Source organism: Microbacterium rhizosphaerae, from assembly GCF_034120055.1.
GTDB classification, from domain to species: Bacteria; Actinomycetota; Actinomycetes; order Actinomycetales; family Microbacteriaceae; genus Microbacterium; species Microbacterium rhizosphaerae.
Genome location: NZ_CP139368.1, coordinates 2,394,743 through 2,421,104, shown reverse-complemented (window position 1 = coordinate 2,421,104; position 26,362 = coordinate 2,394,743). Strand labels below are relative to the sequence as shown.

Annotated in this window: 28 protein-coding genes and 1 tRNA gene; 17 read left to right on the top strand and 12 right to left on the bottom strand. The window is 70.1% G+C overall.

The annotated features are described in order from the left end of the window. Nucleotides 1-3: 3 nt before the first annotated feature. From SM116_RS10830 to SM116_RS10820, 3 genes are read right to left on the bottom strand one after another with little or no spacing between them, the layout of a single operon-like run. Nucleotides 4-1,053, bottom strand: coding sequence for a hypothetical protein (locus tag SM116_RS10830; protein ID WP_320940996.1), 1,050 nt, complete (start codon nucleotides 1,051-1,053; stop codon nucleotides 4-6). Next, nucleotides 1,050-1,778: a cytochrome b N-terminal domain-containing protein gene (locus tag SM116_RS10825; protein ID WP_320940995.1), complete on the bottom strand. Its 729-nt coding sequence runs from the start codon at nucleotides 1,776-1,778 to the stop codon at nucleotides 1,050-1,052. Before SM116_RS10825 ends, SM116_RS10830 begins: the two co-directional genes overlap by 4 nt. Continuing rightward, entirely contained in the window at nucleotides 1,775-1,924 is a 150-nt protein-coding gene (locus SM116_RS10820) for a hypothetical protein (protein ID WP_320940994.1), read from the bottom strand. The genes SM116_RS10825 and SM116_RS10820 overlap by 4 nt, the downstream gene beginning before the upstream one ends. A gap of 191 nt (nucleotides 1,925-2,115) precedes the next feature. Between SM116_RS10820 and SM116_RS10815 the strand changes: the two genes are divergently transcribed. Next, a complete protein-coding gene (locus SM116_RS10815) occupies nucleotides 2,116-2,883 on the top strand; it encodes a universal stress protein (protein ID WP_320940993.1) in 768 nt (255 codons plus the stop codon). Between the two features lie 6 nt (nucleotides 2,884-2,889). Here the strand turns inward: SM116_RS10815 and SM116_RS10810 are convergent, their stop codons facing one another. Next, on the bottom strand, nucleotides 2,890-3,924 hold the full coding sequence (locus tag SM116_RS10810; RefSeq protein ID WP_320940992.1) for a zinc-dependent alcohol dehydrogenase family protein: 1,035 nt from the start codon (nucleotides 3,922-3,924) through the stop codon (nucleotides 2,890-2,892). Further along, nucleotides 3,924-4,496: a pyridoxamine 5'-phosphate oxidase family protein gene (locus SM116_RS10805; RefSeq protein ID WP_320940991.1), complete on the bottom strand. Its 573-nt coding sequence runs from the start codon at nucleotides 4,494-4,496 to the stop codon at nucleotides 3,924-3,926. The genes SM116_RS10810 and SM116_RS10805 overlap by 1 nt, the downstream gene beginning before the upstream one ends. Nucleotides 4,497-4,652: 156 nt before the next feature. Here SM116_RS10805 and SM116_RS10800 point away from each other — a divergent pair, with 156 nt between their 5' ends. The 3 genes from SM116_RS10800 to SM116_RS10790 are packed head-to-tail and all read left to right on the top strand — an operon-like array spanning nucleotide 4,653 to nucleotide 6,296. Continuing rightward, nucleotides 4,653-5,111, top strand: coding sequence for a universal stress protein (locus tag SM116_RS10800; RefSeq protein ID WP_320940990.1), 459 nt, complete (start codon nucleotides 4,653-4,655; stop codon nucleotides 5,109-5,111). Next, nucleotides 5,108-5,614: a flavodoxin family protein gene (locus tag SM116_RS10795; protein ID WP_320940989.1), complete on the top strand. Its 507-nt coding sequence runs from the start codon at nucleotides 5,108-5,110 to the stop codon at nucleotides 5,612-5,614. Before SM116_RS10800 ends, SM116_RS10795 begins: the two co-directional genes overlap by 4 nt. A 46-nt stretch (nucleotides 5,615-5,660) precedes the next feature. Then, nucleotides 5,661-6,296 (top strand): response regulator transcription factor, encoded by a 636-nt coding sequence (locus SM116_RS10790; RefSeq protein WP_320940988.1) that lies wholly within the window; start codon nucleotides 5,661-5,663, stop codon nucleotides 6,294-6,296. A gap of 18 nt (nucleotides 6,297-6,314) precedes the next feature. Here the strand turns inward: SM116_RS10790 and SM116_RS10785 are convergent, their stop codons facing one another. After that, entirely contained in the window at nucleotides 6,315-7,148 is an 834-nt protein-coding gene (locus SM116_RS10785; protein WP_320940987.1) for an aldo/keto reductase, read from the bottom strand. 61 nt (nucleotides 7,149-7,209) lie between these two features. Here SM116_RS10785 and SM116_RS10780 point away from each other — a divergent pair, with 61 nt between their 5' ends. The 4 genes from SM116_RS10780 to SM116_RS10765 all read left to right on the top strand — a co-directional run bounded on the left by SM116_RS10780 (nucleotide 7,210) and on the right by SM116_RS10765 (nucleotide 11,635). After that, nucleotides 7,210-8,925 carry an IlvD/Edd family dehydratase gene (locus SM116_RS10780; protein ID WP_320940986.1) on the top strand — a complete coding sequence of 572 codons (1,716 nt, stop codon included), beginning with the start codon at nucleotides 7,210-7,212 and terminating at the stop codon, nucleotides 8,923-8,925. A gap of 96 nt (nucleotides 8,926-9,021) precedes the next feature. Next, nucleotides 9,022-10,029, top strand: a complete 1,008-nt coding sequence (locus SM116_RS10775; RefSeq protein ID WP_320940985.1) for a zinc-dependent alcohol dehydrogenase — start codon at nucleotides 9,022-9,024, stop codon at nucleotides 10,027-10,029. Between the two features lie 173 nt (nucleotides 10,030-10,202). Next, nucleotides 10,203-11,282, top strand: coding sequence for a YihY/virulence factor BrkB family protein (locus SM116_RS10770; protein ID WP_320940984.1), 1,080 nt, complete (start codon nucleotides 10,203-10,205; stop codon nucleotides 11,280-11,282). Between the two features lie 173 nt (nucleotides 11,283-11,455). Next, nucleotides 11,456-11,635 (top strand): CsbD family protein, encoded by a 180-nt coding sequence (locus SM116_RS10765; RefSeq protein WP_320940983.1) that lies wholly within the window; start codon nucleotides 11,456-11,458, stop codon nucleotides 11,633-11,635. A 62-nt stretch (nucleotides 11,636-11,697) separates the two neighbouring features. On the opposite strand, the gene SM116_RS10760 is transcribed toward SM116_RS10765, so the two are convergent. Then, nucleotides 11,698-13,698, bottom strand: a complete 2,001-nt coding sequence (locus SM116_RS10760) for a mannosyltransferase YkcB-related protein (protein ID WP_320940982.1) — start codon at nucleotides 13,696-13,698, stop codon at nucleotides 11,698-11,700. An 84-nt stretch (nucleotides 13,699-13,782) separates the two neighbouring features. Here SM116_RS10760 and SM116_RS10755 point away from each other — a divergent pair, with 84 nt between their 5' ends. Further along, nucleotides 13,783-14,535 carry a hypothetical protein gene (locus SM116_RS10755; protein ID WP_320940981.1) on the top strand — a complete coding sequence of 251 codons (753 nt, stop codon included), beginning with the start codon at nucleotides 13,783-13,785 and terminating at the stop codon, nucleotides 14,533-14,535. On the opposite strand, the gene SM116_RS10750 is transcribed toward SM116_RS10755, so the two are convergent. Both SM116_RS10750 and SM116_RS10745 read right to left on the bottom strand, forming a co-directional pair. Then, nucleotides 14,507-15,418 carry a phosphotransferase gene (locus SM116_RS10750; RefSeq protein ID WP_320940980.1) on the bottom strand — a complete coding sequence of 304 codons (912 nt, stop codon included), beginning with the start codon at nucleotides 15,416-15,418 and terminating at the stop codon, nucleotides 14,507-14,509. The two genes, SM116_RS10755 and SM116_RS10750, sit on opposite strands and share 29 nt — an antisense overlap. Before the next feature lie 32 nt (nucleotides 15,419-15,450). Next, nucleotides 15,451-16,089 carry an MBL fold metallo-hydrolase gene (locus SM116_RS10745; protein WP_320940979.1) on the bottom strand — a complete coding sequence of 213 codons (639 nt, stop codon included), beginning with the start codon at nucleotides 16,087-16,089 and terminating at the stop codon, nucleotides 15,451-15,453. Between the two features lie 108 nt (nucleotides 16,090-16,197). On the opposite strand from SM116_RS10745, the gene SM116_RS10740 reads away from it, so the two are divergent. Beyond that, nucleotides 16,198-16,273 (top strand) — tRNA-Glu (locus tag SM116_RS10740). 81 nt (nucleotides 16,274-16,354) lie between these two features. Here the strand turns inward: SM116_RS10740 and SM116_RS10735 are convergent. Then, nucleotides 16,355-17,482 carry a DUF4349 domain-containing protein gene (locus SM116_RS10735; protein WP_320940978.1) on the bottom strand — a complete coding sequence of 376 codons (1,128 nt, stop codon included), beginning with the start codon at nucleotides 17,480-17,482 and terminating at the stop codon, nucleotides 16,355-16,357. Between the two features lie 8 nt (nucleotides 17,483-17,490). Then, on the bottom strand, nucleotides 17,491-18,051 hold the full coding sequence (locus SM116_RS10730; protein ID WP_320940977.1) for an RNA polymerase sigma factor: 561 nt from the start codon (nucleotides 18,049-18,051) through the stop codon (nucleotides 17,491-17,493). Nucleotides 18,052-18,289: 238 nt separating this feature from the next. Here SM116_RS10730 and SM116_RS10725 point away from each other — a divergent pair, with 238 nt between their 5' ends. The 7 genes from SM116_RS10725 (at nucleotide 18,290) to SM116_RS10695 (ending at nucleotide 25,844) form a co-directional block, all read left to right on the top strand. Then, the gene (locus tag SM116_RS10725; RefSeq protein ID WP_320940976.1) at nucleotides 18,290-19,315 is read left to right on the top strand and encodes a TerC/Alx family metal homeostasis membrane protein; all 1,026 of its coding nucleotides are present in this window, start codon (nucleotides 18,290-18,292) and stop codon (nucleotides 19,313-19,315) included. A gap of 161 nt (nucleotides 19,316-19,476) precedes the next feature. Next, a complete protein-coding gene (gene leuC / locus SM116_RS10720; protein ID WP_320940975.1) occupies nucleotides 19,477-20,961 on the top strand; it encodes a 3-isopropylmalate dehydratase large subunit in 1,485 nt (494 codons plus the stop codon). 1 nt (nucleotide 20,962) lies between these two features. Next, a complete protein-coding gene (leuD, locus tag SM116_RS10715; RefSeq protein WP_320940974.1) occupies nucleotides 20,963-21,574 on the top strand; it encodes a 3-isopropylmalate dehydratase small subunit in 612 nt (203 codons plus the stop codon). Between the two features lie 21 nt (nucleotides 21,575-21,595). Beyond that, complete coding sequence (gene murA / locus SM116_RS10710) at nucleotides 21,596-22,960, top strand: UDP-N-acetylglucosamine 1-carboxyvinyltransferase (protein WP_320940973.1); 1,365 nt, start codon at nucleotides 21,596-21,598, stop codon at nucleotides 22,958-22,960. Beyond that, entirely contained in the window at nucleotides 22,957-23,736 is a 780-nt protein-coding gene (locus SM116_RS10705; RefSeq protein WP_320940972.1) for a lysophospholipid acyltransferase family protein, read from the top strand. Before murA ends, SM116_RS10705 begins: the two co-directional genes overlap by 4 nt. Nucleotides 23,737-23,770: 34 nt before the next feature. Further along, nucleotides 23,771-24,868, top strand: a complete 1,098-nt coding sequence (locus SM116_RS10700; protein ID WP_425563288.1) for an NAD(P)H-dependent glycerol-3-phosphate dehydrogenase — start codon at nucleotides 23,771-23,773, stop codon at nucleotides 24,866-24,868. Next, on the top strand, nucleotides 24,768-25,844 hold the full coding sequence (locus SM116_RS10695) for a D-alanine--D-alanine ligase family protein (RefSeq protein WP_320940970.1): 1,077 nt from the start codon (nucleotides 24,768-24,770) through the stop codon (nucleotides 25,842-25,844). The genes SM116_RS10700 and SM116_RS10695 overlap by 101 nt, the downstream gene beginning before the upstream one ends. A gap of 40 nt (nucleotides 25,845-25,884) precedes the next feature. On the opposite strand, the gene SM116_RS10690 is transcribed toward SM116_RS10695, so the two are convergent. Next, entirely contained in the window at nucleotides 25,885-26,358 is a 474-nt protein-coding gene (locus tag SM116_RS10690; RefSeq protein ID WP_320940969.1) for a DUF3515 family protein, read from the bottom strand. Nucleotides 26,359-26,362 lie beyond the last annotated feature (4 nt).

The window sequence follows — 26,362 nt, the reverse complement described above, 5'->3', positions numbered from 1 at the left end:
ACGTCAGGGAGCAGTCCGCGCGGGCAGATCCGCATCCGGCGATCCGAGCACGCTCTGCTCGCGTCGATCCGGGCTCGTCGCGTGCTGCTCCGTCCGCGCACCGCCCGCGGCGCGGTAGTAGTCGCGCCAGACGAGCTTGTGCAGCGGGATCCATCGCGGGAACGTGCGCAGACCCGGGATGAAGGGCAGGAGCGCCAGGAGGACGGTGAGCACGCCCATGATCAGGACGACGACCAGATCGGCGTTGTCGGCCGACGAGAAGGGCGGCACCTGATAGAACAGCGAGAACAGCCACAGCCAGGATTGCCCGGGCGTGTTGCCGGTCTCGTTCATCATCCCCCACTGGTCTCCCGTGAGGTGCTGCTCGGCCGCCAGGTTCTGGAAGTACTGCCCGTCGCCGAGGAACAGGATCGCCGGCGTGTAGTTCAGCTCGTAGAAGCCGCTCTGGCTCGACAGCGCGCCGTCGAGAGCGCCGCTGCGCGCCATCCCGGTGAGCGCGGTGATCAGCCCGGGAACCGGACCGTAATCGCCCGCCGCCGGATCGGGCAGCGTCGATCCCTTGTCGGCGGCGAGCGCTTTCGTGTAGGCGTCGGTCCAGGCCGTCTTCTGCGCGTTCGTCGCGTCCGTCCATTGCGCGACCTCCGGCGGGACGGGGACGAGCGTCTTGAGCGGGGCGATCACGAACGCGTTCGCCGTGTCGATCGGGATGCGCACCCCCGACAGGCTCTGCAGGTCGAGCGGACCGAGGGTCTGGGTGGCATCCGCCGTGCTGTTGTACGGCGGCCCGTACTGCGCGGTGTCACTGGTGCCGGCGAGCTCCGCGGTCGCCGTCGTGGCGAAGTCCACGGGGTCGTGCGCAGACCAGGAGGCGAAGGTGACACCCGGTTCATCGGGTGATCCGAAGACCGCCGCGAGCACCAGGGTCAGCGTGGCCACGACGAGGAATCCGATCGTGACCTCCTTGAAGAGGTCGTAGTCGCGGACGCGGCCGCGCCACGGCTTGCTGAACAGATCGCCCCGTGCGCGCCACGTCATGCTCGGAGTGCTGTTCATCGTGACACCTCCGACTCGTTGCCGGGATGGACGAGCTGGTCGTCGGTCTCCTTCGCATCGATGGGGGGCACGACGCCGTGCATGCGCACGAGCAGCACGTGGAGCGCGACGACGGCGCCCACGCCGAGCGGCAGCAGCACGATGTGCCACGTGAACATCTGCCCGAGGTCGGCCACATTGAACCACGCGCCGATGCCGACGGCGTTGAGGGCGTCCTTGGCCTCGAAGGCGATCCACTGGGAGTCGAAGTTCGTCTGCAGGAGGTAGCCGGTGAACGCCGCGGCGATCGAGACCGCGAACGCGATCACACCGGTGATCCAGGTGAGCACCCGGCCGCCGCGCCAGGCCGCCATCCAGTACTTGCCCCAGAGGTGCACGACCATGAAGAGGAAGAACAGCTCGACGCTCCACAGATGCGTGCTGTTGGTGAATCTCCCGAGGCTCGACAGGTGGTACCAGGCCGGTCCATTGAGGGCGAGTACGAATCCGGAGATGATCACGACCGCCAGGGACGTCAGCGACGCCATCCCGAAGACGTAGATCCACGACGCGACGTAGCTCGGCTGGTCCTGGGGGAGCAGCTTGTCCGGGGGGAGACGCTTCAGAAGCCAGCGGCGCGCGCGCCCGGTCCACGTGTAGATCTCGTCCTCCGGCTGAGCGGGCGGTTCCGACGGCCATACGCCGCGCTCCGGCGACCGCTCGGACTGAGACTGCCGCGCGCTCATCGCCGGCGCCTCGGCTTCGGGAAGGGCAGCAGCAGCGCCAGGGCGAACAGCAGGAGCATGGTCACGATGACGATGAGATTGCCGAGCTGGATGGTGTATGGGCCCCAGCCGAGGTAGATTCCCGGCGCGCTGGCGACGATGACCATATTGGCCTCCTCTTTCGTCGCCACCGTAGGAGGCCTCAGACTCTCGGTTCGGGACGAAGGTCCTGTCCGGACGCGTGACGCGGGTGCGGCTTCGACGTCGTCGCGGTCGACGGGACTTTCGGCCCTGCGAGGGCGGCCCGGCGTCGCGCACGATGATGTTCCGGACGGCGAAGTGGATCGGGGGGAGTCCCATGGTGCGGCGATATGTGGTGGCCTTCGACGATTCCCACCCCGCCCGGCTCGCATGGGAATGGGCGCGTACGCGCGCCGACGCGGAAGGCGTGCAGTGCGTCGCCGTGCACGTCCTCGCCGACGATCGGGGGACGGACGATCGCCCTCCGGGTCGCGAACCGTCGGAGGCGGTCCATCTGACCGGCGAGGTTCCCGAGACGCTGGCGGCGTTCGCCGGGCCCGACGATGTACTCGTCATCGGCACGGGCAAGACGGGCTTCGCGCACGGACGTGTGTTCGGATTCACCGGGGTGCGGATCGTGGCCTTGGCGCCGTGTCCGGTCGTCGTGATCCCGGATGTCGATCTCCGGTTCCGCTCGGGCGTCGTTCTGGGCGTCGACGGTGCCGAGACCGCCGCGGCGTCGGCCGCGATGGCTGCCACGGAGGCTGCGCGACGGGGCGAGGCCGTCCAGGTGATCTCATCCGCAGGACGTCGCGGCGGCTCTGATAGCGATGATGACGCCGTCAAGGTCGCGGAGCGCGTCATCCACGACGGATGGCCGCAGCTCACGGTGCGTACGCGAGCGCGGACGGCCGATACCGCGACGGCGCTTCTCGACGCGGCCCAGGCGGCGACCCTGCTCGTGATCGATCCCGGACTGGCGCAATCCGACCGCCGGAGCGGGGGCCCGGGTGACATCGCACTGGATGTGCTGTTCAACGCGAATGCGCCGATCCTGATCACGCGCCCGCGCGCGGGGGACCGGCAGCCGTCGTGGGTCGAATGAGTCGCATCACATGACGATGACGAGCGAGCCGGATGCGCGCCCGTCGCGCAGCGCGGAGACGGCCTCCCCGGCCCGCGCGAACGAGTACCCGGTGACCGTCGGGCCGACGTCGAGGTTGCGGGCGAGGCGCAGCAGTGCGGCCCCGTCCGCGCGCGTGTTCGCCGTCACGGTGCGCAGGTCGCGCTCGTAGAAGAGCTCCTCCGTGTAGTCCATCGCCGGAATGTCGGACATGTGGATGCCGGCCAGCACGACGGTTCCTCCCCGGGTGACCGCTCGCAGCGCCACGGGGACGAGCTCGCCCGCCGGCGCGAAGACGATCGCCGCATCGAGCGGATCGGGCGGCTCGGCCGTCGCATCCCCGACGAAGACCGCGCCGAGCTGCCGCGCCAGCGTGCGGTCCTGCTCAGCCCGCGACATCGCGTAGATCTGCGCCCCGGCCGCCCGGGCGAGCTGCGCCGTGATGTGCGCACTCGAACCGAAGCCGTAGATGCCCAGACGACCGCCGGGCGGGAGCCCGGTGCGGGAGAGCGCCCGGTACCCGATGATGCCGGCGCACAGCAGCGGCGCGGTGCGGGCCGCGTCCGCGTCGGCGGGCAGGGCGTAGGCGAAGGCCTCCGGCACGGTCGTGAACTGCGCGAAGCCGCCGTCGGCATCCCAGCCGGTGTACGACGAGGACGGGCACAGGTTCTCCCGGCCCTCACGGCACCAGCGGCACGAGCCGCACGTGCGTCGCAGCCATGCGATCCCCACGCGGTCGCCGCGCGCCAGCTGCGAGACGCGCGCACCGGCATCGACGACGATGCCGACGACCTGATGACCGGGGATGACGCCCGGCCGGTGCACCGGAAGCTCCTGGTCGATGACGTGGAGATCGGTGCGGCACACGCCGCATGCCTCGACGCGCACGAGGACCTCGTCGGCTCGGGGCACCGGTACCGGGCGCGCGCCGAGCGTCAGGGATCCCGCAGCCGCGTCGGTGACCCACGCCGCCATCCGCCCCGTCGCCGAGCGCGGGGGCGATGCCGCGGCCGACTCGTCCATCAGTCGCCCGGCGTCGTCGGCGTGCGATGCGGAATGGGCCAGGGCTTCGGGAGGACGCCGTCGTGCGAAGTGAACTCGCGCGCGTCGTCGTCCGGCGCCGCATCCGCGGCCGGCGTCATCGGCTCGGCGAGAGACGAGGCGTGGTAGTGCTTGGGGAAGCGGCGGCCGGTGACGGCATCCGGGTCGATGCGGACGAAGTGCGACTTCGCCGTCGGATTCCAGGAGATGAGCCAGTCGATGCCGGACCGCTCGATCTCGGCGGGGTCCAGCACGAGGTGCGCGGTGCCGTGGACGACCACGCTCCAGCGGCGCCGGTCGTCCTGTCCGTCGATCTCGAAGGCGACCTCGGGGTGCGCCTGAAGCTTTCCGAGCTTGCTGCCGGGAGCGGTGCGGAAGTAGACGCAGCGCTCGTAGGTGAGGTAGTTGAGGGGGACGATGTCGAGGCCGCCATCCAGACCGGAGACGGCGAGGCGGCCGATCGTCGCCAGGCGCAGGAGTCGCCAGCACTCCTCGACACCCAGCGTCTCCACCTCTTGACCGCGGGAATCGGCTGAATACGCGGATGCAGACATCCGGGCGTCCTTCCTGTCGTTCCTGCCGAAGCCTCGGATCAGTCAACGGCGCGCTGTTGCGTGGTCGCGGGACGAAAGTCCCGTCGACGGATGCGCATCGCGGCCGATGTGACTTTCGTCCCGTCCATCGGTCGCCGTCGGCGTGAGGGTGGGCGCATGGAAGAGCTCACCGACTCCGACCGGATCCTCGTCGGCGTGGACGGGTCTGCGTCCTCGATCCACGCACTGCGGTACGCCGCACGGATGGCGGAGGCGTTCGACGCCCCCCTCGAGGCCGTGACCACGTGGTATTACCCGGCCTTCACCGAGTTCGAGTTCGCGACGGACTGGTCGCCGCAGCAAGACGCGGCGGACATCCTCGACCAGGCGATCGCGGAAGCGTTCGCCGACGATCCCCCCGAGCTGACCCGTCACGTCATCGCCGGCCCGCCGTCGCGCACGCTGATCGATCTCAGTGCCGACAGTGCGATGCTCGTCCTCGGCAGCAGGGGACACGGCGGCTTCGCGGGACTCCTGCTCGGATCCGTGAGTGCCGCGTGCGCCGAACACGCGCACTGCCCGGTGCTCATCGTGCATGAGCGGCGTGCCGTCGGCGCATCCGAGGACACGCCATGAGGATCCGGCTGGTGTTCGAGTCGATGTTCGGCAACACGAAGCAGATCGCCGAGGCGGTCGCGGACGGGATGTCCGGTGTCGCCGAGGTCACCGTCGAGGATGTCGCGGAAGCGCCTCGCGAGCTTTCCGCGGACGTGGCCGCGCTCGTGGTGGGCGGGCCGACGCACGCGTTCTCGATGTCACGGCTCTCCACCCGGAGAGAGGCGGCCGGCCGGGGCGCCGCCGAGGGCGACGTCCCGATCGGCATCCGGGAATGGATGCAAGCTCTGCCCGACCCGGAGCATCCCGTCGTCTTCGTGGCCTTCGACACGAAGGTCGACATGCCGCTCATGCCCGGCGCGGCCTCGCACAGTGCGACGCGCTATGCCAGGAAGCGAGGCTTTCGCGTGCTCGAGCCGCAGAGCTTCCTCGTCGAGGGCTATGAGGGTCCGCTCGTGGAGGGCGAACTGGAGCGTGCACGCCGATGGGGGGAGGGCGTCGGAAGGGTGATCACGGGCGAGTGAACAGCGAATCGGGTGAGCGGTCCCCGAGGACCGGTAAGGTCCTCCCATGATCACGGTGTTCCTGGTGGACGATCATGAGATCGTGCGACGCGGCATCTCGGAGCTGCTCGACGGTCAGGCGGACATGACGGTCGTCGGCGAGGCCGCGACGTGCCGGGATGCGATGACCCGGATCACCGCGACGACTCCCGACGTCGCCATCCTCGACGTGCACCTGCCCGACGGGAGCGGCATCGACGTGTGCCGTCAGATCCGCCAGGAGTTCCCGTCCGTCCGCTGCCTGATCCTCACGGCGTACGACGACGACGAGGCGGTGTTCGCGGCGGTCCTCGCGGACGCGTCCGGTTACCTCCTCAAGGCCGTTCGCGGCGATGAGCTCACCCAGGCCGTGCGAGCCGTGGCATCCGGAAAGCGCCTGCTGCATCCGGCGGCGGAGCGGCAGGCGACGCAGCTGCTGCGGGCGGCTCCCGACGAGGATCCGCGCTTCGGATCGCTCAGTCTCCGTGAGCGTCAGATCCTGGCGCTCATCGCCGACGGGCTCACGAACCGTCAGATCGGCGAGCATCTCGGCCTGGCGGAGAAGACCGTGAAGAACTACGTGTCGTCCCTGCTGTCGAAGCTGGGATTCGAGCACCGCACGCAGGCCGCCGTGTTCGAGATCGAACGCGATCGCCGGGTCTGACGAGCCGCCCGCCGCCGGCTACATCTCCTCGTGGTGGTTCGGGTCGCCGTTCCACAGGCGTCCGCGCTCGAGCGCGGTGAGCGCGTCGACCTCCTCCGGCGTCAACGCGAACCCGAACACGTCGGCGTTCTCGATCTGTCGTTGCGGCGACGCCGACTTCGGGATCGGGGTCGACCCGATCTGGACGTGCCACCGCAGCACCGCCTGCGTCGGGGTGACGCCGTGCCCGGAGGCGATCTGCTCGACGACGGCCTCGGAGGCCAACTCCGTCCGACGCGCGAGCGGGCTCCAGCTCTCGGTGCGGATGCCGTGCTCGCGGTGGAAGGCGCGCAGTGGGCCCTGCGGGAAGTACGGGTGCAACTCCACCTGATTGACGGCCGGCGTCACGCCGGTCTCGTCGATGAGCGTCGTGAGCATCTGCTCGGTGAAGTTCGATACGCCGATCGAGCGCACGAGTCCGCGCTCGCGCGCCTCGATCATGCCCCGCCACGTGTCCAGCCATCTGCCGACGCCGGGGTTGGGCCAGTGGATGAGCTGCAGGTCGATGCGCTCGAGGCGGAGCGTCTTCAGCGACCGCTCGATGCTCGCGATCGCCTTCTGGAAGCCATGATCGCGTCCGGGGATCTTGGAGGTCACCAGGAGCTCGTCGCGGTCGAGTCCGCAGCGGCGCACGGCCTCGCCGACCTCGGCTTCGTTCTCGTAGTTGACGGCCGTGTCGAGCAGACGGTAGCCCGATTCGACCGCCGAGACCATCGCGGCGATGCCGTGATCGCCGCGCAGGCCATAGGTGCCCAGCCCCAGTTCCGGGAACCACGTGGCATCGTTCAGCGAGATCGTCGGAATGCTGACCATGACTCCATCCTCGCCCAGATCGCCCCTTGCCAGACGGGCTCGCTCACGCTTTGGTGAATGCATGTCTTCGTTGCGCAGTTCTGAGTGGTATTCGGGTGATGACCGGAATGCATACATCCATCGGGCGTGGATGCGGCGGGGCGTGCCGTCGAGCGCGTTCGAGGGACGGCCGCAGATCGCGATCGCGAACACGGCGTCGGATCTGACGCCGTGCAACGCGCACCTGACGGAGGTGGCGCAGTCGGTGAAGAACGGGATCTACGAGGCGGGAGGCATCCCGCTCGAGCTCCCGGTGGTGTCACTGGGGGAGACGCAGGTGCGTCCGACCGCCATGCTGTGGCGCAACATGGCGGCGATGGCGACGGAGGAGATGCTCCGCGCGAACCCGATCGACGGCGTGGTGCTGCTCGGCGGATGCGACAAGACGATCCCGTCTCTGCTGATGGCCGCCTCATCCGTCGACCTGCCCGCGGTGGTGGTGCCGGGCGGCCCGATGCTGACCGGGCATTTCCGCAATGAGGCGCTGGGCTGCGGGACGGATGTGTGGCGCCTGAGCGAAGAGGTGCGTGCAGGCACGCTCAGCGAGGCGGCGTTCCTCAGGAGCGAGTCGTCGATGATCCGCTCGAAGGGGCACTGCAACACGATGGGCACCGCGTCCACGATGGCCCTCGTCGCCGAGGCGCTGGGCACGGTGCTGCCGGGGCTGGCCGGCACGCCGGCACCGGATGCGCGACTGCTGGAAGCAGCCCACGAGACGGGGATGCTGGCGGTCCGGCTCGTCGCGGAGGATCGGCGTCCGTCCACCTTCCTCACGAAGGGAAGCTTCCACAACGCGATCGTCGCGCTGGCCGCGATCGGGGGCTCCACGAACGCGGTGGTGCACCTGCTCGCGATCGCCGGACGACTCGGGATCGAGCTGACGGTCGACGATTTCGACCGCATCGGGGCACAGGTGCCGTTGCTGGTGAACCTGCAGCCTGCCGGGCGCTACCTGATGGACGACCTGTACCGCGCGGGCGGGTTCCTGGCCGTGATGCGGGAGGTGCGCGACCTGCTCGACCCGGACGCGCTGACGATCACCGGCCGCCCGCTGGTCGACTACCTCGACGACGCGCAGATCTGGGACCCCGACGTGATCACTCCGCGTGACAACCCGCTGCAGCCGCATGCGGGGATCACGGTGCTGCGCGGGTCGCTGGCCCCCGGCGGCGCGTTGGTCAAGCCGGCCGCCGCCTCGCCGCACCTGCTCAAGCATCGCGGACGCGCGGTGGTGTTCGACTCCATCGAGGACTTCCACGCCCGCGTCGACGACCCGGACCTCGACATCGACGAGAACAGCGTGATGGTCCTGCGCGGATGCGGTCCCAAGGGATACCCCGGCATGCCCGAGGTGTCCAACATGCCGCTGCCCACCAAGCTCCTCGAGAAGGGCGTGCGGGACATGGTGCGCATCTGCGACGGACGCATGTCGGGCACCGCGTACGGCACCGTGGTGCTGCATGTCACCCCGGAGGCCGCCGCCGGCGGCCCGCTCGCACTCGTGCAGACCGGGGACTGGATCAGCCTCGACGTGCGCGCCGGGAGGCTCGATCTGGACGTGCCCGCCGACGAACTCGCCGCCAGGACCCCGAACCAGGCGACCCTCGACGGATACGCGACACCGCGGCGCGGATGGGAGCGCCTCTACGTCGACCACGTCCTCCAAGCCGACCGGGGCGCCGACCTGGACTTCCTCGTCGGCTCCAGCGGATCACAGGTCACCCGTGAATCCCACTGACACCGGCGTCGCGGGCACCGACGGGCTGCATCGCATCGACGTCGACGGATCCATCCGTGACGGCAGGCGGCTGATCGAGGGCGGGTTCGGGCGGCGATGAGGGCCCTCGTCATCACCGGCCCGAACCGTGCGGAGGTGCAGGACGTCGCACGGCCCGAGCCCGCCGCCGGCCAGGTCGTGGTCGATGTGCAGCGCGCGGGCATCTGCGGTACCGACGTCGAGTTTCTCACGGGCGGGATGGCCTACCTGCACAGCGGCCACGCGGCGTATCCGATCCGCATCGGGCACGAATGGATGGGCACGGTCGCCGCCGTCGGCGCGGGCGTCGAGGAGACGTGGGTCGGCGTGCGGGTCACGGGCGACACGATGCTGGGATGCGGCGTCTGCCGCCGCTGTCTCCGGGGCTATCAGCACGTGTGCGAGTTCCGTCACGAGGTGGGCATCCGGGGAGGTTGGCACGGTGCGCTCGCCGAGCAGGTGGCCGTCCCCGCGACCTCCCTGCACCGGCTTCCCGGCTCGGTGGACGATGCGGCGGGAGCGATGGTCGAGCCGGGCGGCAACGCGTTCCGGGCCGCTCAGGGCGCCGACATCCATCTCGGTGATCGGTGCCTGGTTCTCGGCCCGGGCACCATCGGGCTGCTGTCCGCCCTGTTCGCCCAGGCCGCCGGCGCCGAGGTGCATCTCCTGGGTCGCGGCGAGCGCTCGCTCGCCTTCGCCCGCTCGCTGGGGTTCGCGGGCGTGTGGGGGCAGGACGAGCTTCCGGATCTGCCGTGGGATGCCGTGATCGACGCGTCCAACGCATCCCACCTGCCCGGTCGCGCGCTGGAGCTGGTCGAACCCGGGAGGCGGGTCGTCTACATCGGCCTCGCCGGCGTGCCGAGTGTCATCGACACCCGCGAGATCGTGCTCCGGGATGTCACGGCGGTGGGCGTGCTCAGCGGCTCTCCCGGGCTCGCCGGGACGATCGAGGCGTATGCGTCGGGCGCTGTCGACCCCCGTCCCCTGATCGCCGCCACGGTCACGCTCGACGAGCTCCCCGGGATCCTCGCCGGCGCACGGCCCGCCGGTGCCGGCGCCGGACCCAAATTCCACGTCGCCCTCTGAGACGCACGAGACGAGCGGGCGGCTCGTCCCCATGGCGCCGCGGTGGATGATCGCGCGGGTGGTGACATCCTCCACGTGCAGGCATGCGCGCTCCCGAACGCTCTCAATAGCCGCCCGGGCGCGGGCTGTCGAGCCCCACTGCACCGGAGAGCTGCGCGATTATCGTGGCACCCGTGGTGGACAGCGAGCATGTGGTGGACGGCAAGCACGTGGACGAGCAGAGTCGCGCGGGGGATGCCCGGGCGAAGAAGAGGCCGGGCGGGTTCGTGGCCCTGCAGCGCACGGCGGTGGCGTGGGCCCTCCGATTCCGGGTCGTGCGGGCCGTCCTGCTCTACACCGAGCACCGCGGTCCGATGCTCGCCGACAGCGTCACGTACCGGGCGCTGTTCAGCGTCTTCGCCGGCGTGCTCCTCGGCTTCTCGCTCGCCGCGATCTGGCTCGGGAACAACCCGAGTGCCATGCACGCTCTGACGAAGGCTCTCGAGGCGGTGATCCCGGGCATCGCCAACGTGGTCGACGTCAACAAGATCCAGGCGCCCGCCGGATTCACCGTGGTGGGGATCGTGTCGCTCATCGCTCTGATCGGTGCGGCGATCGGTGCGATCACGAGCCTGCGCACGGCGCTGCGCGTGCTCGCCGACGAGTTCGTCGACGATACGCTCTGGCTCTCTGTCATCCTCCGGAACGTGCTGGTCGGCCTCGCCTTCGGCGTGCTCCTCCTCGCCGCCGCCGCCGCGACCTTCCTCGGCTCCGCGGGCATCGCAGCCGTCCTCGGATGGTTCGGCGTCTCGCCGAACGACTGGCCGGCCGTCGTCGGCACGCAGACGTTCGGCGTGGTCATCGTGTTCGTCATCGACACGGTGGCGATCGCGCTCGTGTTCCGCCTGCTCTCCGGAGTCAGGTCGCGGGCGCGCGACCTCTGGGTCGGCGCGGCTCTGGGAGGAATCGGGCTGACCGTCCTGCAGGTCTTGTCGGGTCTGTTCGTGCGCGGTGCATCCTCGAACCCGCTCCTCGCCTCGTTCGCATCGCTCGTCGCGCTGCTGCTCTGGTTCAACCTGTCGGCGCAGGTGATCCTCCTGTCCAGCAGCTACATCATCACCGCCACCGAGGAGGCGGAGAGTCGCGGCCCGCACCTGGAGCCCGCGGCGACCTTGGCTCAGCGTCGCGTGCGGCGTGCGCAGTTCCTCCTCGAGGAGGCCCGGTTCGCGGTCGAGGACGCGCAGAAGGCGGAGCAGCAGGAGCGCGAGCGCTGAGCCTCGGGACCGCGCGGCGGTCTCGGCGCCAGGCGCCAGAGGGTACCCGCCGCGTGCTCCGGTGGCAATCCCCGTGACCTGTCCGGGGACGCCGGGTTCACTGGATGCTGCGCGCCGACCAGGATGCGCACAGCGTGAGGGCGGTGAGACCCACCGCGGGAAGGAGCGTTCCAATGGGTGAAGGCGACCGTATCGAGAACGATGCTCAGCACCTGAAGGGTCAGGCCGAGGAGGCCTGGGGCAAGGTCACGGGCGATGACTCCACGCGAGTCAAGGGCAAGGTCGACCAGGCGTCGGCCGACATGAAGAACGGTGTCGAGGACGTCAAGGACGACCTCACCGACGACCGCTGAGCGGTCTGAACGAACGGCGGGGCCGGTCGCGTGTGCGACCGGCCCCGCCGTCTGCGCGGATGCTACGGGGTGCACGCGTAGAGGCCGGAGGTGCCCGCATCCGTCACCTGCGTGCAGTTCTGCTCGACCCACGAGCGGATCTGCGCGGCCTCGCCCGACTGGGAGCCGCCTCCGAATCCGCCGCCGAAGCCGCCCTGGCCGGACACCATCACGTACTTCAGCTCGCCGCTTGCGACCATCTCGGTGAAGGCGGCGAAGGTCGGCGCGGGGTCGGTGCCGTTGAATCCGCCGATGGGCAGTACCGACTCGCCGTCGGTGGCCGTGATGAGGCTCGCCGCGCTCTGCGCACCGAACACCGCCACGAGGTACTTCGCGGTGCCGCGATTCTGCTCGAGGTAGGAGAGCAGGCTCGACGACGCCGTGTCACCGCCCGCACCGCCGCCGGGGCCTGTCTGTCCGCCCGTGAAGCCGCCCCGACCGGAGCCCGCTTGCGGGGGAGTCCCGCCCTGCGCACCGCCCGGGCCCGCCTGGCCGCCCCGCGGGCCGGTGAAGCCGCCGGGCCCGCCCTGACCGCCGGCGAAGCCACCGGGACCCCCTTGGCCGCCGCCGCCGCCCATGTCCGCGACGCCGCCCGCGACCGGGTTGATCGAGCTCGGGTGCGAGATCGTGACGACCGACCAGGCGAGGGGCGTGAGGAGCATGGCGATTCCGGCCACGAGAGACGTGGCACCGCGGACGATGCGCCCGCGCCCCCAGACGATGAGCGCGACAGCGATGACGGCCGTGACGAGCTGGGCCACGGCGAAGGCGATGGAGTAGCCGCCGTAGATGAACGAGATGCTTAATGCGGTGGCCGCTGCGACCCCGATCAGCGAGATCTGCGCCCAGCGCACGCCTCGCCGGCGCGCCACGGCGAACGCCACGCCCACCGACAGGGCCACCGGCACCGAGAGGGCCGCCGTGTAGAACTGGTGCATTCCGGCGACGACCGAGAACATCGCCGCGAACGTCGCGAACCAGACGCCGAGGAAGACCGTGACCGCCGGGCGGTAGCGCAGCACCGCGAGGATCACGATGCCGAGGGCCGCGGCCGGCAGCAGCCAGGCGATCTGGCCGGCGAGCTGCTCGTTGAACAGGCGGAACGCGCCCGGGTCGCCCGAGAACGGGGGAGTGAACGAGCGGTACGCCGTGGAATCCGCCGTGCTGTCGCCGAAACGGCCCAGGCCGTTGTAGCCGAACACCATCTCCCACGCACTGTTGTGCAGGGTCGAGCCGATGTAGGGGCGGGAGGATGCGGGCACCAGCGACACCACGGCGATCCAGGACAGCGACGCCGCGAGGCTGACGACGCCCGCTGCGAGCGTGTGCCAGATCTTGCGCACCCACGGCTGCCGGGTGCAGAGGTACGCGGCAGCGAGCGCCGGCCACACCGCCCACGCCTCGAGCATGTAGGTCTGGAACGAGAGGGCGATGAACAGCCCCGCCACGATCAGCCATCCGAAGCTGGACCTCGTCAGCGCCTTGACCGCCGCCCACGCGGTGAGCGCGAGACCGAGGACGAAGAACGTCTCGGGCTGGTTCGACCGCGAGACCGCCACGAGGATCGGGGTCGTCGCCACGGCGGCGCCCGCCAGCAGTCCCGCGGTGGGTCCGGCGAGCCGCTTGCCCGCGAAGGCCGTCAGAACGGCGGCGCCGATCGCGGCGAGCGCGTTCGGCAGGATGATCGACCAGGTCGAGAAGCCGAAGACCTTCACGAACAGCGCGGGGAGCCAGTACGAGCCCGGAATCTTGTCGAGGGTGACGGTGCCGGCCGGGTCGAACGAGCCGAAGAAGAAGTTCGACCAGCTCTTGCTCATCGACAGGGCGATGGATGCGTAGTACTCGGAGCGGGAGCCGCTGCCGATCCCCCACACGGTGAGGCCGGCGGCGAGGAGTGTGAGGGCGATGAGGCCGCCCGTCCACAGCCATCGGCCCGATCGCGCCGGCCGAGCCGCGGACGCGGTCGTCGGTTCGGCGAGCGGCGGGCCCGGCACGGAGGGGGCGACGGGAACGGTGATGGTCATGATGCGAACGTAGGGGAGCGGTTGAGGCCCGTCCTTTGCGCTGTTTGTGCGGTTCCTGTGTGCAGAAAAGCGGATACTGGACATGTGAACGGTGCCGTTCTCAATGATGAGGGACGCGCCGAACTCGCCGTACTGCGGCGACGCGCGTTCGGGCCGGATGCCGACATCTTCGACGATCCGGCGGCGCTGGAGCGCCTGCGCGAGTTGGAGGAGATCGTCCTGCCGCCCCTCGCTGCGGTGTCGATGCCTGCCGCCGCCGAGGAACGGATCGGCGGCACCCCGCGCGACGAGCCCGACGCCCTCGAGCAGCCGCAGCCCGCCCGGCTCTCCGCCCGCCTGCGGGACGGCGCCGCCCGATTCACTGCGAGGCGCCCTGGGCGCATCGCGTCGATCCTCGCGGCGGGCGTCGTGATCGCCGCGGTCGGCGGCGCGATCGGCTGGGCGGCCGCACAGCCGCACCCCGATCGCATCCTGGCCGCCGACGACTCGCACTACACCCCTGTCGTGCAAGGCACCGATCTGTGGCTGAAGGAGATGTACGGCATCACCGGCTCATTCCGCGGCCACGAGGCGTACGGACACGTCCATGTGTTCACCGGGACCGCCCGCGACGGCTCGGAGTGCATGGTGCTCATGATCGGAACGGAGGATGCGGTCGGCACGAGCTGCTCGCCGCGTCCCCTCCCCGCGAGCGTCGACCTGTTCATCTTCCCCGGCTGGACGAAGACGTACACGGGCCTCGATCTGCCGGCCGGCTCGATCGTGCGCTTCGTCCAGTCCGGTGACGCCGTGGAGGTCTGGACGGCGATCATGCCGACGACTGCGCCAAGCCTGTGACCGTTTCGCGCGCGAGCCGCGCGTAGGACGGATCGTCGTCGCCGGCGAGGAGCAGCATCGCGGCCATCGCGGCCGCCCAGCCGCGCGCACGCGCCCAGGTGTGGGAATCCACGTGGGGCGAGGCATCCACGAAGTCACGCCGCCCGGCCTCGTCGAACACGAGCCACCCGGCCGCGAGGTCGTAAGCGGGGTCGCCGCCCGTGATGTCCACGAAGTCGATGATCGCGACGAGCTCCGCGCCGCGGGCGATCACGTTGCCCGGATGCAGGTCCCCGTGGATCCAGAGGGGTCGTCCTGCCCACGGTGCGGCGCCGAGCCCGTCGCGCCACGCTTCGACGAGGGCGCGGTGCTCCTCGGGGGTGAGCGCATCGGCGACCCGATCGAGTCGTTCCCCGACCGCTGCCGCCCGGTCGGCGAGCGGAACCCCGCGGAACGGATTGCGCGGATGCTCGTCGGCTGCGGGACGGTGAAGCGCTGCGAGTGCCGCTGCCAGCGGCGCAGCCCAGGGGGCGCGTCGTTCGCGCGGCACGTTTAGACCGGATGTTCCCGGGTGGAAGCGCACGAGGGTCCACGGCCACGGGAAGTCCTCCGACGGCTGCCCGACGACGACTGCGGCGGCCACATGGACCCCGGTCGCCTCGACGTACGGCGCCACCTCCGCAAGCGCGCGAGACTCTCCGACCAGCAGGTCGGCCACCGCCCGGCGGCGAGGAACCCGCAGCGCCAGGTCGTCGCCGAGCCGCCAGACGCTGCAGTCCCAGCCCTCGGCGACATGCGCGAGCGCGAGGCCGCGCGCATCCGGGACCGCGTCGCCCAGTGTCGCGACGAGCCCGCGCACGACGGACTCGTCGATCCGGACCTCCGCAGGCGGTCGCTCCGCCACGTCAGGGGTTCGCGAGGTTCGAGAGCGGCCGTTCAGACATCCGCGGAGTCGCCGGGATCGAGTGCCACGAGCTCTCCGCCGTCCTGTTCCGCCGCCCAGCCCAGTCGGGCGCGCCCCATGTCGCGACCGGCCACCGACAGGGTCATGTCGTGGGTGCCGAACACGCGACGCGGCTTCACCGCGAGGACGAAGTCCATCGCCTCGCCGATCTTCAGCCAGGGGGCGCCCACCGGCGCGGCGAGAAGCTTCACGTCGACGCCCTCGGGCACGGCGTACGAGTCCCCGGGGTAGTAGAAGACGTCGTTGAAGAGCACTCCCACGTTGTCGACCACGGGGATGCTCTCGTGGATGACGGCGTGCCTGCCGCCGAAGAACCGGAGCGTGAACGGGTCGATCGTCACCGTGTCGCCGGGGCTCACCTCGGTGACATCGAAGTCGGCTGCGGCCGTCACGACGCCGGCCGGTCCGAGGATCGGGATGGGTCCGGTCTGCTTGAGGATGCGCTCGAGGTGCTCGGGCGTCCAATGGTCGGCGTGCTCGTGCGTGATCACGATGCCGATCACGTTGTGCAGCTCCGTGAAGGGGTTCGTGAAGGATCCGGGATCGACGATGAGGGCCTTGCCGGCGTCCTCGACGAGCAGCGCTGCGTGCTCGTGCTTGGTGACTCGCATACCTCGAGTCAACCGCGCCGTCCGGCAGTCGGCAAGGGCGAGGGATGCCCGAGCGGCTCGATTTTGTCCCTGTCCGAGCCCATGCCATAATTGAACGGTTGCGAACGCGGCCCCATCGTATAGCGGCCTAGTACGCCGCCCTCTCACGGCGGTAACGCGGGTTCGAATCCCGCTGGGGTCACCAACACGAAGAGCCCTCCGAATCTCATGATCCGGAGGGCTTTTCGGCATGCGCGCTGCGCCATGCCGGCGCCGACCGGCCGGCCTATTCCGCGGGCGGCATGGGCTGGGGCAACGGGCGCCGTCTCCTGCGCACCAGCGCCACGATGCCCCATACGACGAGTGCGACGATCGCCGCCACGACGAGCCAGGGCAGCAGGAACCCGATCGCGACCACGATCCCGTTCAGTGCCGCGACGAGGCTGTTCCAGCCGGCGACGAGCCCCGAGCCGAAGCCTGCGGCGCTCGCCGGCTTGGCCGCTTCGTGCGGGAGGAGAGTGACGGTGAGGGTCGACATGGCCACCTGGTCGTCGAGCGCCTTCAGCTGCTGCTGCTCGGACGCGAGCGCCGCCTGCCGGTCGGTGAGGGCGGACTCGGCCGCCAGGAGGTCTGCGACCGATCCGGCCTTGCCCATGAGCTCCGTGAGCCGGTCGACGGATGCCTGCGAGGCCGCCACCTGGGAACGCAGCACGGTGGCCTGGTCCGTGACGTCCTGACGATCGACGGTGGATGCCTCGACCGTGCCGACGTCGGAGAGCGACGTCACGACGTCGTCGAGGCGATCGGCGGGAACCCGCACCGTGATCCAGGCGCCGGACACCGGCGGGGACGGCTCGATCGGCTGGGACACGCCCTGACCGGTCTGCGGAAGCGGCGCCGCTCCCGTCTGGCCGACGTTCATGCTCTGCACGTAGCCGCCATGGCTCTTGGCGTTCGCGCCGATCCGTGATGCCGCTGTGCGCACGTCCGCCACCTGCACGGTCGCCGACGCCGTCGTCACGACATCACGCGGGGAGGCGCTGGTGCCCGAGCCGCTCGACGCGCCCGAGCCGCCGGCCGTGGAATTCGCAGCACCGGAGCCGGCGGAGCCGGATCCGACCGACTTCTCCGAGTCGTTGGCGCCGGTGCCGGACACGCCCTGCGGCGGCACGGGGGCGACGGCGATGCCGCCGGACCCGCTCGTCGCGCCCCCGACGCCCAGCAGCCCGGCCGCGGGCACGATGACCAGGGCGACCACGACCACGGCGGCCACCGCTCCCGCGCCGATCCAGATCCTCCGCCTGCGGCGACCGCGTGCCTCGCGTTCGCGGGCGATGCCGGCGAACAGTCCCGCTTCGACGACGTCCAGGCGCGCGTCGTCGATCTCGGGCAGCCGCGGGGACGCGGCATCCATTCCGGTCATCATGCTTCCTCTCGCGCTGTCGTGCGCAGCCGGGTGCGGATGCGCGAGAGACGATTGCGGACGACGCCGTGCGACACCCCGAGCGCCTCGGCGGCCGCCTGATAGGCGTAGCCCTCCGCAGCGCACAGCCGGAAGATCTCGCGGTCGAGCGGACCCAGTTCTGCGACCTGGGCGAGGATGAGCTCGACGAGCTGTCCATCCACCACTTGCTGCGCGACGTCGACGGGCGCGGCGACGCGGTCGGCTTCCTCGGGATCGGATGCCGTCCGGTGGCGGTCGCGCTGCAGCATGCGTGCGCGGTTCGACGCCTGGAACCGGCAGATCGTCGCGAGCCACGGCAGCAGCGAGTCGCCCGCGAGCGTCAGCTGCGGCAGCTTGCGCCACGCGACGAGGAACGTCTCCTGCAGCACGTCCTCGGCATCCGGCGCGTTCCCCACGATGCCGTGCGCCAGCCAGTACACCGGCCGTGCGTAGGCGCGGTAGATCTCACGGAACGCCAGCTCGCTGCCGCCGCCCGCGAGCGCGGCCAGTTCGGCATCCGAGCGCAGGGGAATCGCCATGGGTCCTCCGCCCGCGAGCCATGGGGCCCGCGGATCTCATTGTCTCTCTGTGGAAGTGTCGGCAGCGGGCGGATCGTCTCGCACCCGGTGCATCCCGTAGGCTGGGGGCGCGAGGGGGAGTATCCCGCACACTCGCGCACTCGTCATCACGAGCTCCGTCGGAGGGGCTCCGGGTGCGCACCGCCGGCAGGCGGGGGAGAGACTCTCGGCGAACAGCCGACCCCGAAAGGCCGCCTCCATGGGATTCGAGATCCCCGTCTGGTTCGAGATCACCTCGCTGATCGTGCTGACCCTGATCCTCGTCGCGGATCTGCTCCTCATCCTGAAGCGCCCGCACATCCCGTCGATGAGGGAGGCGACGGGATGGATCGTGTTCTACGTCGTGCTGGCGCTCATCTTCGCCGTGCTGCTGTTCTGGGTCACGGGAAGCGCCGACGCCGCCGGCCAGTTCGTCGCCGGATGGCTCACCGAGTACAGCCTGTCGATCGACAACCTCTTCGTCTTCGTGCTGCTGATGAGTCAGTTCGCGGTCCCGCGTCGCTATCAGCAGGAGGTGCTGATGGTCGGGATCATCATCGCGCTCGTGCTGCGGGCGGTGTTCATCATGCTCGGCGCCGCCCTCATCGAGAACTTCGTCTGGATCTTCTACGTCTTCGGCGCCTTCCTCGTCTACACGGCATGGCGGCAGGCCTTCCCGGGCAGGCTCGAGGACGACGCGCAGACCGAGGCGGGGATCGTGCGGTTCCTGCGGCGCTTCATCGACATCAGCGATCACTACGACGGCTCGAGACTGCGCACGCGCGTGGACGGCAAGCTCATCTGGACGCCGATGGTGCTCGTGTTCGTCGCCATCGGCTTCACCGACCTCATGTTCGCGATCGACTCGATCCCCGCGATCTTCGGCATCACCCGCAGCGCGTTCATCGTCTTCGCGACGAACGTCTTCGCGCTCATGGGCCTGCGCCAGCTGTACTTCCTGCTCGGCGGTCTGCTGGAGCGCCTGAAGTACCTGCACTACGGCATCGCGTTCATCCTCGCCTTCATCGGCGTGAAGCTCTTCTTCCACGCCCTGCACGAGAACTCGGTGCCGTTCATCAACGGCGGCGAGCCCGTGGAGTGGGCGCCGGAGATCTCGACGTGGGCGTCGCTCGTCGTGATCGTCGCGGCGATGGCGGTCGCGACGGTCGCGAGCGTCATCTCGTCGCGTCGCGAGAAAAAGGCCGTGGCGACGGATGCGGCGGCACCGGGCGACTCACCGGACTGACCGTCTCGGCCAGGATGGTAGCCTGGCCTCGTGCGGATCGCTCGCCTCCTTCTTAGCGGCCGCGACGAGTCCTAGTCCCAGGCCTCCCTCGTCGCGGAGTTCGTTACGGGCCGAATCTCTCGCCGGGAGAGCAGCCCGGCAATCCGAGGAGAACGAAGCACATGAGCACGCCTGTTTCCGACGCATCCGTCATCCCCGATCGGCCGCGCACACTGGCCGAGAAGGTCTGGGACGACCACGTGGTGGTCAAGGGCGAGGACGGCCGGCCCGACCTCGTCTACATCGACCTGCACCTCGTCCACGAGGTCACGAGCCCGCAGGCCTTCGACGGCCTCCGCGCCGAGGGGCGCCCCGTGCGGCGGCTCGACCTGACGATCGCGACCGAGGACCACAACACGCCGACCCTCGCGATCGACAAGCCGATCGCCGACCCCACGAGCCGCACGCAGATCGAGACGCTGCGCCGCAACGCCGAGGAGTTCGGCGTCCGCCTGCACTCGCTGGGCGACCGTGAGCAGGGCATCGTGCACGTCGTCGGCCCCCAGCTGGGTCTGACCATGCCCGGCATCACCGTCGTCTGCGGCGACAGCCACACCTCCACGCACGGCGCCTTCGGCGCCATGGCGTTCGGCATCGGCACGAGCGAGGTCGAGCATGTGCTCGCCACGCAGACGCTCCCGCTGAAGCCCTTCAAGACGATGGCGATCACGGTCGAGGGCGCGCTGAAGCCCGGTGTGACGGCGAAGGACATCATCCTCGCGGTGATCGCGAAGATCGGCACGAACGGCGGGCAGGGCTACGTGCTCGAGTACCGCGGCAGCGCCATCCGCGCCCTCTCGATGGAGGGCCGCATGACGATCTGCAACATGTCGATCGAGGCCGGCGCACGCGCCGGCATGGTCGCCCCCGACGAGACGACCTTCGCGTACGTCAAGGACAAGCCGCACGCCCCGCAGGGCAAGGACTGGGAGGATGCCGTCGCCTACTGGCGCACGCTGCCCAGTGACGAGGGCGCCGTCTACGACGCCGAGGTCTACCTCGACGCGAACGAACTCGAGCCCTTCGTGACCTGGGGCACGAACCCGGGACAGGGCGTGTCGCTCAGCGACGTCGTGCCGACCCCGTCGGACTTCGCGGACGCCAACGAGCGCGCCGCCGCCGAGCGCGCCCTGGAGTACATGGATCTCACGGCCGGCACGCGCATGAAGGACATCCCGGTGGATGCCGTCTTCATGGGGTCGTGCACCAACAGCCGCATCGAGGACCTCCGCGCCTTCGCCTCGGTCATCCGCGGCCGGACGAAGGCGGAGAACGTCCGGGTCATGGTGGTGCCGGGCTCGGCCCGCGTGCGGCTCGAGGCAGAGGCCGAAGGCCTCGACAAGATCATCACCGAGTTCGGCGCCGAGTGGCGCTTCGCCGGCTGCTCGATGTGCCTCGGCATGAACCCCGACCAGCTGGCACCGGGGGAGCGCTGCGCATCCACCAGCAACCGCAACTTCGAGGGCCGCCAGGGCAAGGGCGGGCGCACGCACCTCGTATCGCCGCTGGTCGCCGCCGCGACCGCGGTCCGCGGAACGCTCTCGAGTCCGTCGGATCTCGAGCCCATCAGCACACAACAGCCCATCGCGAGCGGGGCGGAGGCCTGACATGGACACGTTCGAGACCCACACCGGCATCGCCGCACCGCTGCGTCGCTCCGCCGTCGACACCGACCAGATCATCCCGGCCGTGTACCTCAAGCGGGTCACCAAGACCGGCTTCGAGGATGCCCTGTTCGCCAGCTGGCGGCAGGATCCCGAGTTCGTTCTGAACCGGGACCCGTATCGCCACGCATCGATCCTCGTCGCCGGCCCTGACTTCGGCACCGGTTCCAGCCGCGAGCACGCCGTGTGGGCGCTTCGCGACTACGGCTTCCGCGTCGTGCTGAGCCCTCGTTTCGCCGACATCTTCCGCGGGAACGCCGGCAAGCAGGGGCTGCTCGCCGGGGTGGTCGGCGAGGCGGATGTGGAGCGGCTCTGGGACGCGATCGAGGCCCATCCCGGCGTGGAGATGACCGTCGATCTGGAGGCGCAGGAGGCGGTCCTGGGCGATATCCGCGTTCCGTTCGAGATCGACGGCTACACTAGGTGGCGGCTCCTGGAGGGACTCGACGACATCGGGCTCACCCTCCGAAACGAAGACCGAATCGCCGCTTACGAGGCGCGCCGCGAGAGTTGGAGGCCGCGCACACTTCCGGTGCCGCCCCTGCCAACTCCCTGATTCCGACACCTGTGAGGCTGCATGACTCTCCTGCACGACACCATTTCGGCCGACGGTCGTAAGGAAGGCGCAGGCGAGATCCTCTCGATCCGCGGCGGCCGTCCCCTCACCGGTCGCGTCGAGGTGAAGGGCGCGAAGAACCTCGTCACGAAGGCGATGGTCGCTGCTCTGCTCGGCGAGAGTCCCAGCATCCTGCGCGATGTCCCGGACATCAGCGATGTCGCGGTCGTCCGCTCCCTGCTGGAGGTCCACGGTGTCCGCGTGCAGGAGGCGGACGAGCCGGGCTCGCTCATGCTCGATCCGCGCGACGTCGAGTCGGCGCACATGGAGGAGATCGACGCGCACGCCGGGGCGTCCCGCATCCCGATCCTCTTCTGCGGACCGCTGCTGCACCGTCTGGGGCAGGCGTTCATCCCCGACCTCGGTGGATGCCGCATCGGCGACCGCCCGATCGACTTCCACCTCGATGCCCTGCGCAAGTTCGGCGCCGTGGTCGACAAGCTGCCGACCGGCATCCGCCTCTCGGCGCCGGCGGGCCTGCGCGGTGCGAACATCCACCTGCCGTACCCGAGCGTCGGCGCGACCGAGCAGGTGCTGCTGACCGCCGTCCGCGCGAACGGCGTCACGGAGCTGCGCAACGCGGCGATCGAGCCGGAGATCATGGATCTCATCGCGGTCCTGCAGAAGATGGGCGCGATCATCTCCTACGAGCCGAACCGCGTCATCCTCATCGAGGGCGTGGACCGGCTCGAGGGCTACGATCACCGAGCCGTCTTCGACCGCAACGAGGCTGCCAGCTGGGCGAGCGCCGCGCTCGCCACGAACGGCGAGATCTTCGTCGGCGGCGCCCGCCAGCCCGAGATGCTCACGTTCCTGAACGTGCTGCGCAAGGTGGGTGCTGGCTTCGAGATCCGCGAGGACGGCATCCTGTTCCGCCGGGACGGCGACCTGCGCCCGGTCACGGTGGAGACCGACGTGCACCCGGGCTTCATGACCGACTGGCAGCAGCCGCTCATCGTCGCGCTCACGCAGGCGCACGGCGAGTCGATCGTGCACGAGACGGTGTACGAGAACCGGTTCGGCTTCACCGACGCCCTCGTCAAGATGGGCGCGGACATCGTCGTGCACCCGCACGGTCTGCAGGGCGGCCCGCGCCGGGTGCCGCGCCGCAACCTGGAGCAGGCCGCGGTCATCAACGGACCCACGCCGCTGCACGGCGCGGACATCGTCGTGCCCGACCTGCGCGGCGGCTACAGCCACGTCATCGCGGCGCTGACCGCCGAGGGCGAGTCGACCGTCCGCAATGTCGGCATCATCCGACGCGGCTACGAGAAGTTCTTCGACAAGCTCGCCGCCGTCGGCGCCGACTTCGACGTCATCGGATGACGTCGGTGTCGCGACCGAAACGCCGGCTCGCCACCCGCGAGAAGGCCACCCCGACTCTTTGGTGGATCTTCGCCGCCCTCGTGGTGCCGGTGCTGGGCCTCCTCGCCAAGATCCGGATCGAGGGCGGTGAGAAGCTGCCCCGCGAGGGCGCGTTCGTCGTCGCCCCCAACCACTACAGCGAGTTCGACCCGCTGATCGTCGCCGCCGCCGTGTGGCGACTGGGCCGGCAGCCGCGGTTCATGGCCAAGGAGAGCCTGTTCCGCGTGCCGGTGGTGGGCCTGGCGCTGAAGCTGACGGGCATGGTGCCGGTCGCCCGCTCGTCGTCGGCCGCCTCGGCGAAGCAGACGCTCGACACCGCCGAGATGCTCGTCGAGCGCGGACGCGGTCTCATCGTCTACCCCGAGGGGTCGCTCACGCGCGACCCCGACATGTGGCCGATGCGCGGCAAGACCGGCGCGGTGCGGCTCGCGATGGCCGGGAACATCCCGCTGATCCCGGTCGTCCAGTGGGGCACGCAGGCGATCCTGCCGCGCTACGGCAGGTTCAGCCTGTGGCCGCTGCGCAAGCCGATCACCGTCGTCTTCGGCGATCCCGTCGATCTCACCGAGTACGAGCGCGACACCCCGCTGCACCCGCACGCCCTCGCGGAGGGGACGGATGCCGTCATGGGCCGTCTCGCCGAGATGCTGGCGGAGGTGCGCGGCATCCCCGCGCCCGCCGAGCGGTGGAACCCGTCCACGCACGGGCAGAACGAGACGGGACGCCTTGACTCCTAGACCCGAGCACCGCGGTGCCGGACCCCGGGTCGCCGTGATCGGGTCGGGCAGCTGGGGTACGACCTTCGGCAAGATCCTCGCCGACGGCGGCGCCCAGGTCGTGATGTGGGCGCGCCGCCCCGAGCTCGCCCACGAGATCGCCGAGGCGAAGCGCAACAGCCAGTACCTGCCCGGCATCAACCTGCCGCGCTCCATGACGGCGACGCCCCACCTCTCCGAGGCGATCGATGGTGCGACGCAGATCTACCTGTCCATCCCGAGCCAGACCGCGCGCGAGAACCTGAAGGCGCTGCGCGCGCTCGTCGCACACTCCGATGTGCCGATCGTGTCGCTCATGAAGGGCGTCGAGAAGCGCACGGGCCTGCGGATGAGCCAGGTCATCGAGCAGGAGCTCCAATGCGACCCCGACCGCATCGCGGTCGCCTCGGGTCCGAACCTCGCCCTCGAGATCGCCCGCGAGCAGCCGACGGCGGCGGTCATCTCATCGATGAGCCTCGAGACCGCGGAGGACGTCGCTCGTCGTGCCCGCAACCGCTACTTCCGGTCTTTCGTCAACACCGACGTGATCGGCACGGAGTTCGGCGGGGTCCTGAAGAACCTGATCGCGGTCGCCATCGGCATCGTCGACGGCGTCGGGTACGGCGAGAACACCAAGGCGTCGATCATCACGCGCGGACTGGTGGAGATGACGGACTTCGCCGTCGCCCAGGGCGCGCACCCCGAGACGCTCCAGGGGCTCGCCGGCCTCGGCGATCTCATCGCGACGTGCCAGTCGCCGCTGAGCCGCAACAACACGGCCGGGCGTCTGCTCGGACAGGGCTACCGCTTCGACGATGTCGTGAAGCAGATGAACCAGACAGCCGAGGGGCTCGCATCCGTCGCTCCGATCCTCCAGCTGGCCAAGCAGGCGGGGGTCTCGATGCCGATCGTCGAGCAGGTCAAGCGCGTGCTCGACGGCACGATGAACCCGCGCGAGATCGCGCCGCACCTGACGACGGACGACGACACCCCGCAGGGAGAGAGGACCGAGTATGGACAAGCCGGCAGTGGCGGTGCTCTTCGGAGGGCGGTCGAGCGAACACTCGATCAGTTCCGCCACGGCGGGCGGCGTGCTCCGGGCGATCGATCGTGATCGCTTCCGAGTCGTCCCGGTAGGTCTCACGCGCACCGGCGCATTCGTCCTCGAGGACGACGACCCCGACAAGTTCGCGCTCGATCCCGACCGCCTGCCCGAGGTCCTCGACAACGGCACCCGCATCCTGTGGCCGGAGGCATCCGGCGTGCGGGAGCTGCGCGTGCGTCGCGCGGACGGGGCGGTCGAGAGTCTGGGCGAACTCGACGTCGTGCTGCCGATCCTGCACGGTCCCCACGGCGAGGACGGCACCATCCAGGGCTTCTTCGACACGCTCGATCTGCCGTACGCCGGCGGCGGTGTGCTCGACTCGGCGATCTGCATGGACAAGCACTTCATGAAGATCGTGCTCCAGGCCGCGGGTGTGCCCGTGGCGCCGTGGGTCACGGTCCGGGCGGGACAGGATGCCGCGGCGGCAGCCGCGGCGGCGGAGCTGCGTCTGCCGTGGTTCGTCAAGCCCGCGCGCGCCGGCTCGAGCGTCGGCGTCTCGAAGGTGCACGACCTCGGGGAGCTGGACGACGCGCTGCGCGTCGCGTTCGCGGAGGATGACAAGGTGCTCATCGAGGAGGGACTCGTCGGCCGCGAGGTCGAGCTCGGTGTGCTCGAGAGCCGCGCCGGGGCGCCGGCGCGCGTGTCGCTGCCCGGCGAGATCGTCCTGACGACGCGTGAGTTCTACGACTTCGAGGGCAAGTACCTGGGCGGCGACGGTGTGGATGTCGTGTGCCCGGCCGAGATGGCCGACGGCGACGTGTGTGCGCTTCAGCAGATGGCGCTGCGCGCTTTCGAGGCGGTCGACGGCCGAGGTCTCGCGCGCGTCGACTTCTTCCTCACCGCCGACGGCCCCGTGGTCAACGAGCTCAACACGATGCCCGGGTTCACCCCGATCTCGATGTTCCCGAAGGTGTGGATCGCCGGCGGCATGACCTACGGAGAGCTCATCACCGACCTCGTCGAGACGGCGCTCGCCCGCAGCTGACGGGGCGCTCGCCCGCAGGAGACGGTGCGCGGCCGCCGGCTCAGGAGGCCGGCGTCTCGGGCGCCGTGCAGCCGTCGCCGTGCTGAGGCAGCGTCGTGGCCGCGAGGCTCACGGCGCTGAGCACCGCGTTGGAGTCGATCTTCCTCGTGTCGATGAGCAGCTGGACAGCGGGCTTGCGTCCGAAGGTGGTCACACGGTAGGTGTTGTCCTTCTCCGGCTGGATGATCCAGTCCACACCGTGGAACGAGACGCACTTCAGCGTCGTCGGACCGGGTACCGCCACTCCGCACGCGAGGATCACGGCAGAGGGTGTGCCCCACGACGCGGTGGCCTGCGCATCCGTCCACACGCGGTCGGACGTGGAGATCGTGCCCGGCAGCCGCACCATCACGTCGGCGCAGTGCGGGTTGTTCGCATCGTCCGCCGGGGTGAGCGACACGGTCGTCGAGCAGCCGGCCAGAGCGAGGGTCGCGGCCAGCGCAGCGCAGGCGAGGATGCGGCGGGTGCGGGTCACTCCT

What these genes read in the sequence shown, in the direction of transcription:
- SM116_RS10830 (WP_320940996.1), bottom strand. Translation starts at nt 1,053, where the DNA reads ATGAACAGCACTCCGAGCATGACGTGGCGCGCACGGGGCGATCTGTTC.
- SM116_RS10825 (WP_320940995.1), bottom strand. Translation starts at nt 1,778, where the DNA reads ATGAGCGCGCGGCAGTCTCAGTCCGAGCGGTCGCCGGAGCGCGGCGTA.
- SM116_RS10820 (WP_320940994.1), bottom strand. Translation starts at nt 1,924, where the DNA reads ATGGTCATCGTCGCCAGCGCGCCGGGAATCTACCTCGGCTGGGGCCCA.
- SM116_RS10815 (WP_320940993.1), top strand. Translation starts at nt 2,116, where the DNA reads ATGGTGCGGCGATATGTGGTGGCCTTCGACGATTCCCACCCCGCCCGG.
- SM116_RS10810 (WP_320940992.1), bottom strand. Translation starts at nt 3,924, where the DNA reads ATGGACGAGTCGGCCGCGGCATCGCCCCCGCGCTCGGCGACGGGGCGG.
- SM116_RS10805 (WP_320940991.1), bottom strand. Translation starts at nt 4,496, where the DNA reads ATGTCTGCATCCGCGTATTCAGCCGATTCCCGCGGTCAAGAGGTGGAG.
- SM116_RS10800 (WP_320940990.1), top strand. Translation starts at nt 4,653, where the DNA reads ATGGAAGAGCTCACCGACTCCGACCGGATCCTCGTCGGCGTGGACGGG.
- SM116_RS10795 (WP_320940989.1), top strand. Translation starts at nt 5,108, where the DNA reads ATGAGGATCCGGCTGGTGTTCGAGTCGATGTTCGGCAACACGAAGCAG.
- SM116_RS10790 (WP_320940988.1), top strand. Translation starts at nt 5,661, where the DNA reads ATGATCACGGTGTTCCTGGTGGACGATCATGAGATCGTGCGACGCGGC.
- SM116_RS10785 (WP_320940987.1), bottom strand. Translation starts at nt 7,148, where the DNA reads ATGGTCAGCATTCCGACGATCTCGCTGAACGATGCCACGTGGTTCCCG.
- SM116_RS10780 (WP_320940986.1), top strand. Translation starts at nt 7,210, where the DNA reads ATGTCTTCGTTGCGCAGTTCTGAGTGGTATTCGGGTGATGACCGGAAT.
- SM116_RS10775 (WP_320940985.1), top strand. Translation starts at nt 9,022, where the DNA reads ATGAGGGCCCTCGTCATCACCGGCCCGAACCGTGCGGAGGTGCAGGAC.
- SM116_RS10765 (WP_320940983.1), top strand. Translation starts at nt 11,456, where the DNA reads ATGGGTGAAGGCGACCGTATCGAGAACGATGCTCAGCACCTGAAGGGT.
- SM116_RS10760 (WP_320940982.1), bottom strand. Translation starts at nt 13,698, where the DNA reads ATGACCATCACCGTTCCCGTCGCCCCCTCCGTGCCGGGCCCGCCGCTC.
- SM116_RS10745 (WP_320940979.1), bottom strand. Translation starts at nt 16,089, where the DNA reads ATGCGAGTCACCAAGCACGAGCACGCAGCGCTGCTCGTCGAGGACGCC.
- SM116_RS10735 (WP_320940978.1), bottom strand. Translation starts at nt 17,482, where the DNA reads ATGGATGCCGCGTCCCCGCGGCTGCCCGAGATCGACGACGCGCGCCTG.
- SM116_RS10730 (WP_320940977.1), bottom strand. Translation starts at nt 18,051, where the DNA reads ATGGCGATTCCCCTGCGCTCGGATGCCGAACTGGCCGCGCTCGCGGGC.
- SM116_RS10725 (WP_320940976.1), top strand. Translation starts at nt 18,290, where the DNA reads ATGGGATTCGAGATCCCCGTCTGGTTCGAGATCACCTCGCTGATCGTG.
- leuC (WP_320940975.1), top strand. Translation starts at nt 19,477, where the DNA reads ATGAGCACGCCTGTTTCCGACGCATCCGTCATCCCCGATCGGCCGCGC.
- leuD (WP_320940974.1), top strand. Translation starts at nt 20,963, where the DNA reads ATGGACACGTTCGAGACCCACACCGGCATCGCCGCACCGCTGCGTCGC.
- murA (WP_320940973.1), top strand. Translation starts at nt 21,596, where the DNA reads ATGACTCTCCTGCACGACACCATTTCGGCCGACGGTCGTAAGGAAGGC.
- SM116_RS10705 (WP_320940972.1), top strand. Translation starts at nt 22,957, where the DNA reads ATGACGTCGGTGTCGCGACCGAAACGCCGGCTCGCCACCCGCGAGAAG.
- SM116_RS10695 (WP_320940970.1), top strand. Translation starts at nt 24,768, where the DNA reads ATGGACAAGCCGGCAGTGGCGGTGCTCTTCGGAGGGCGGTCGAGCGAA.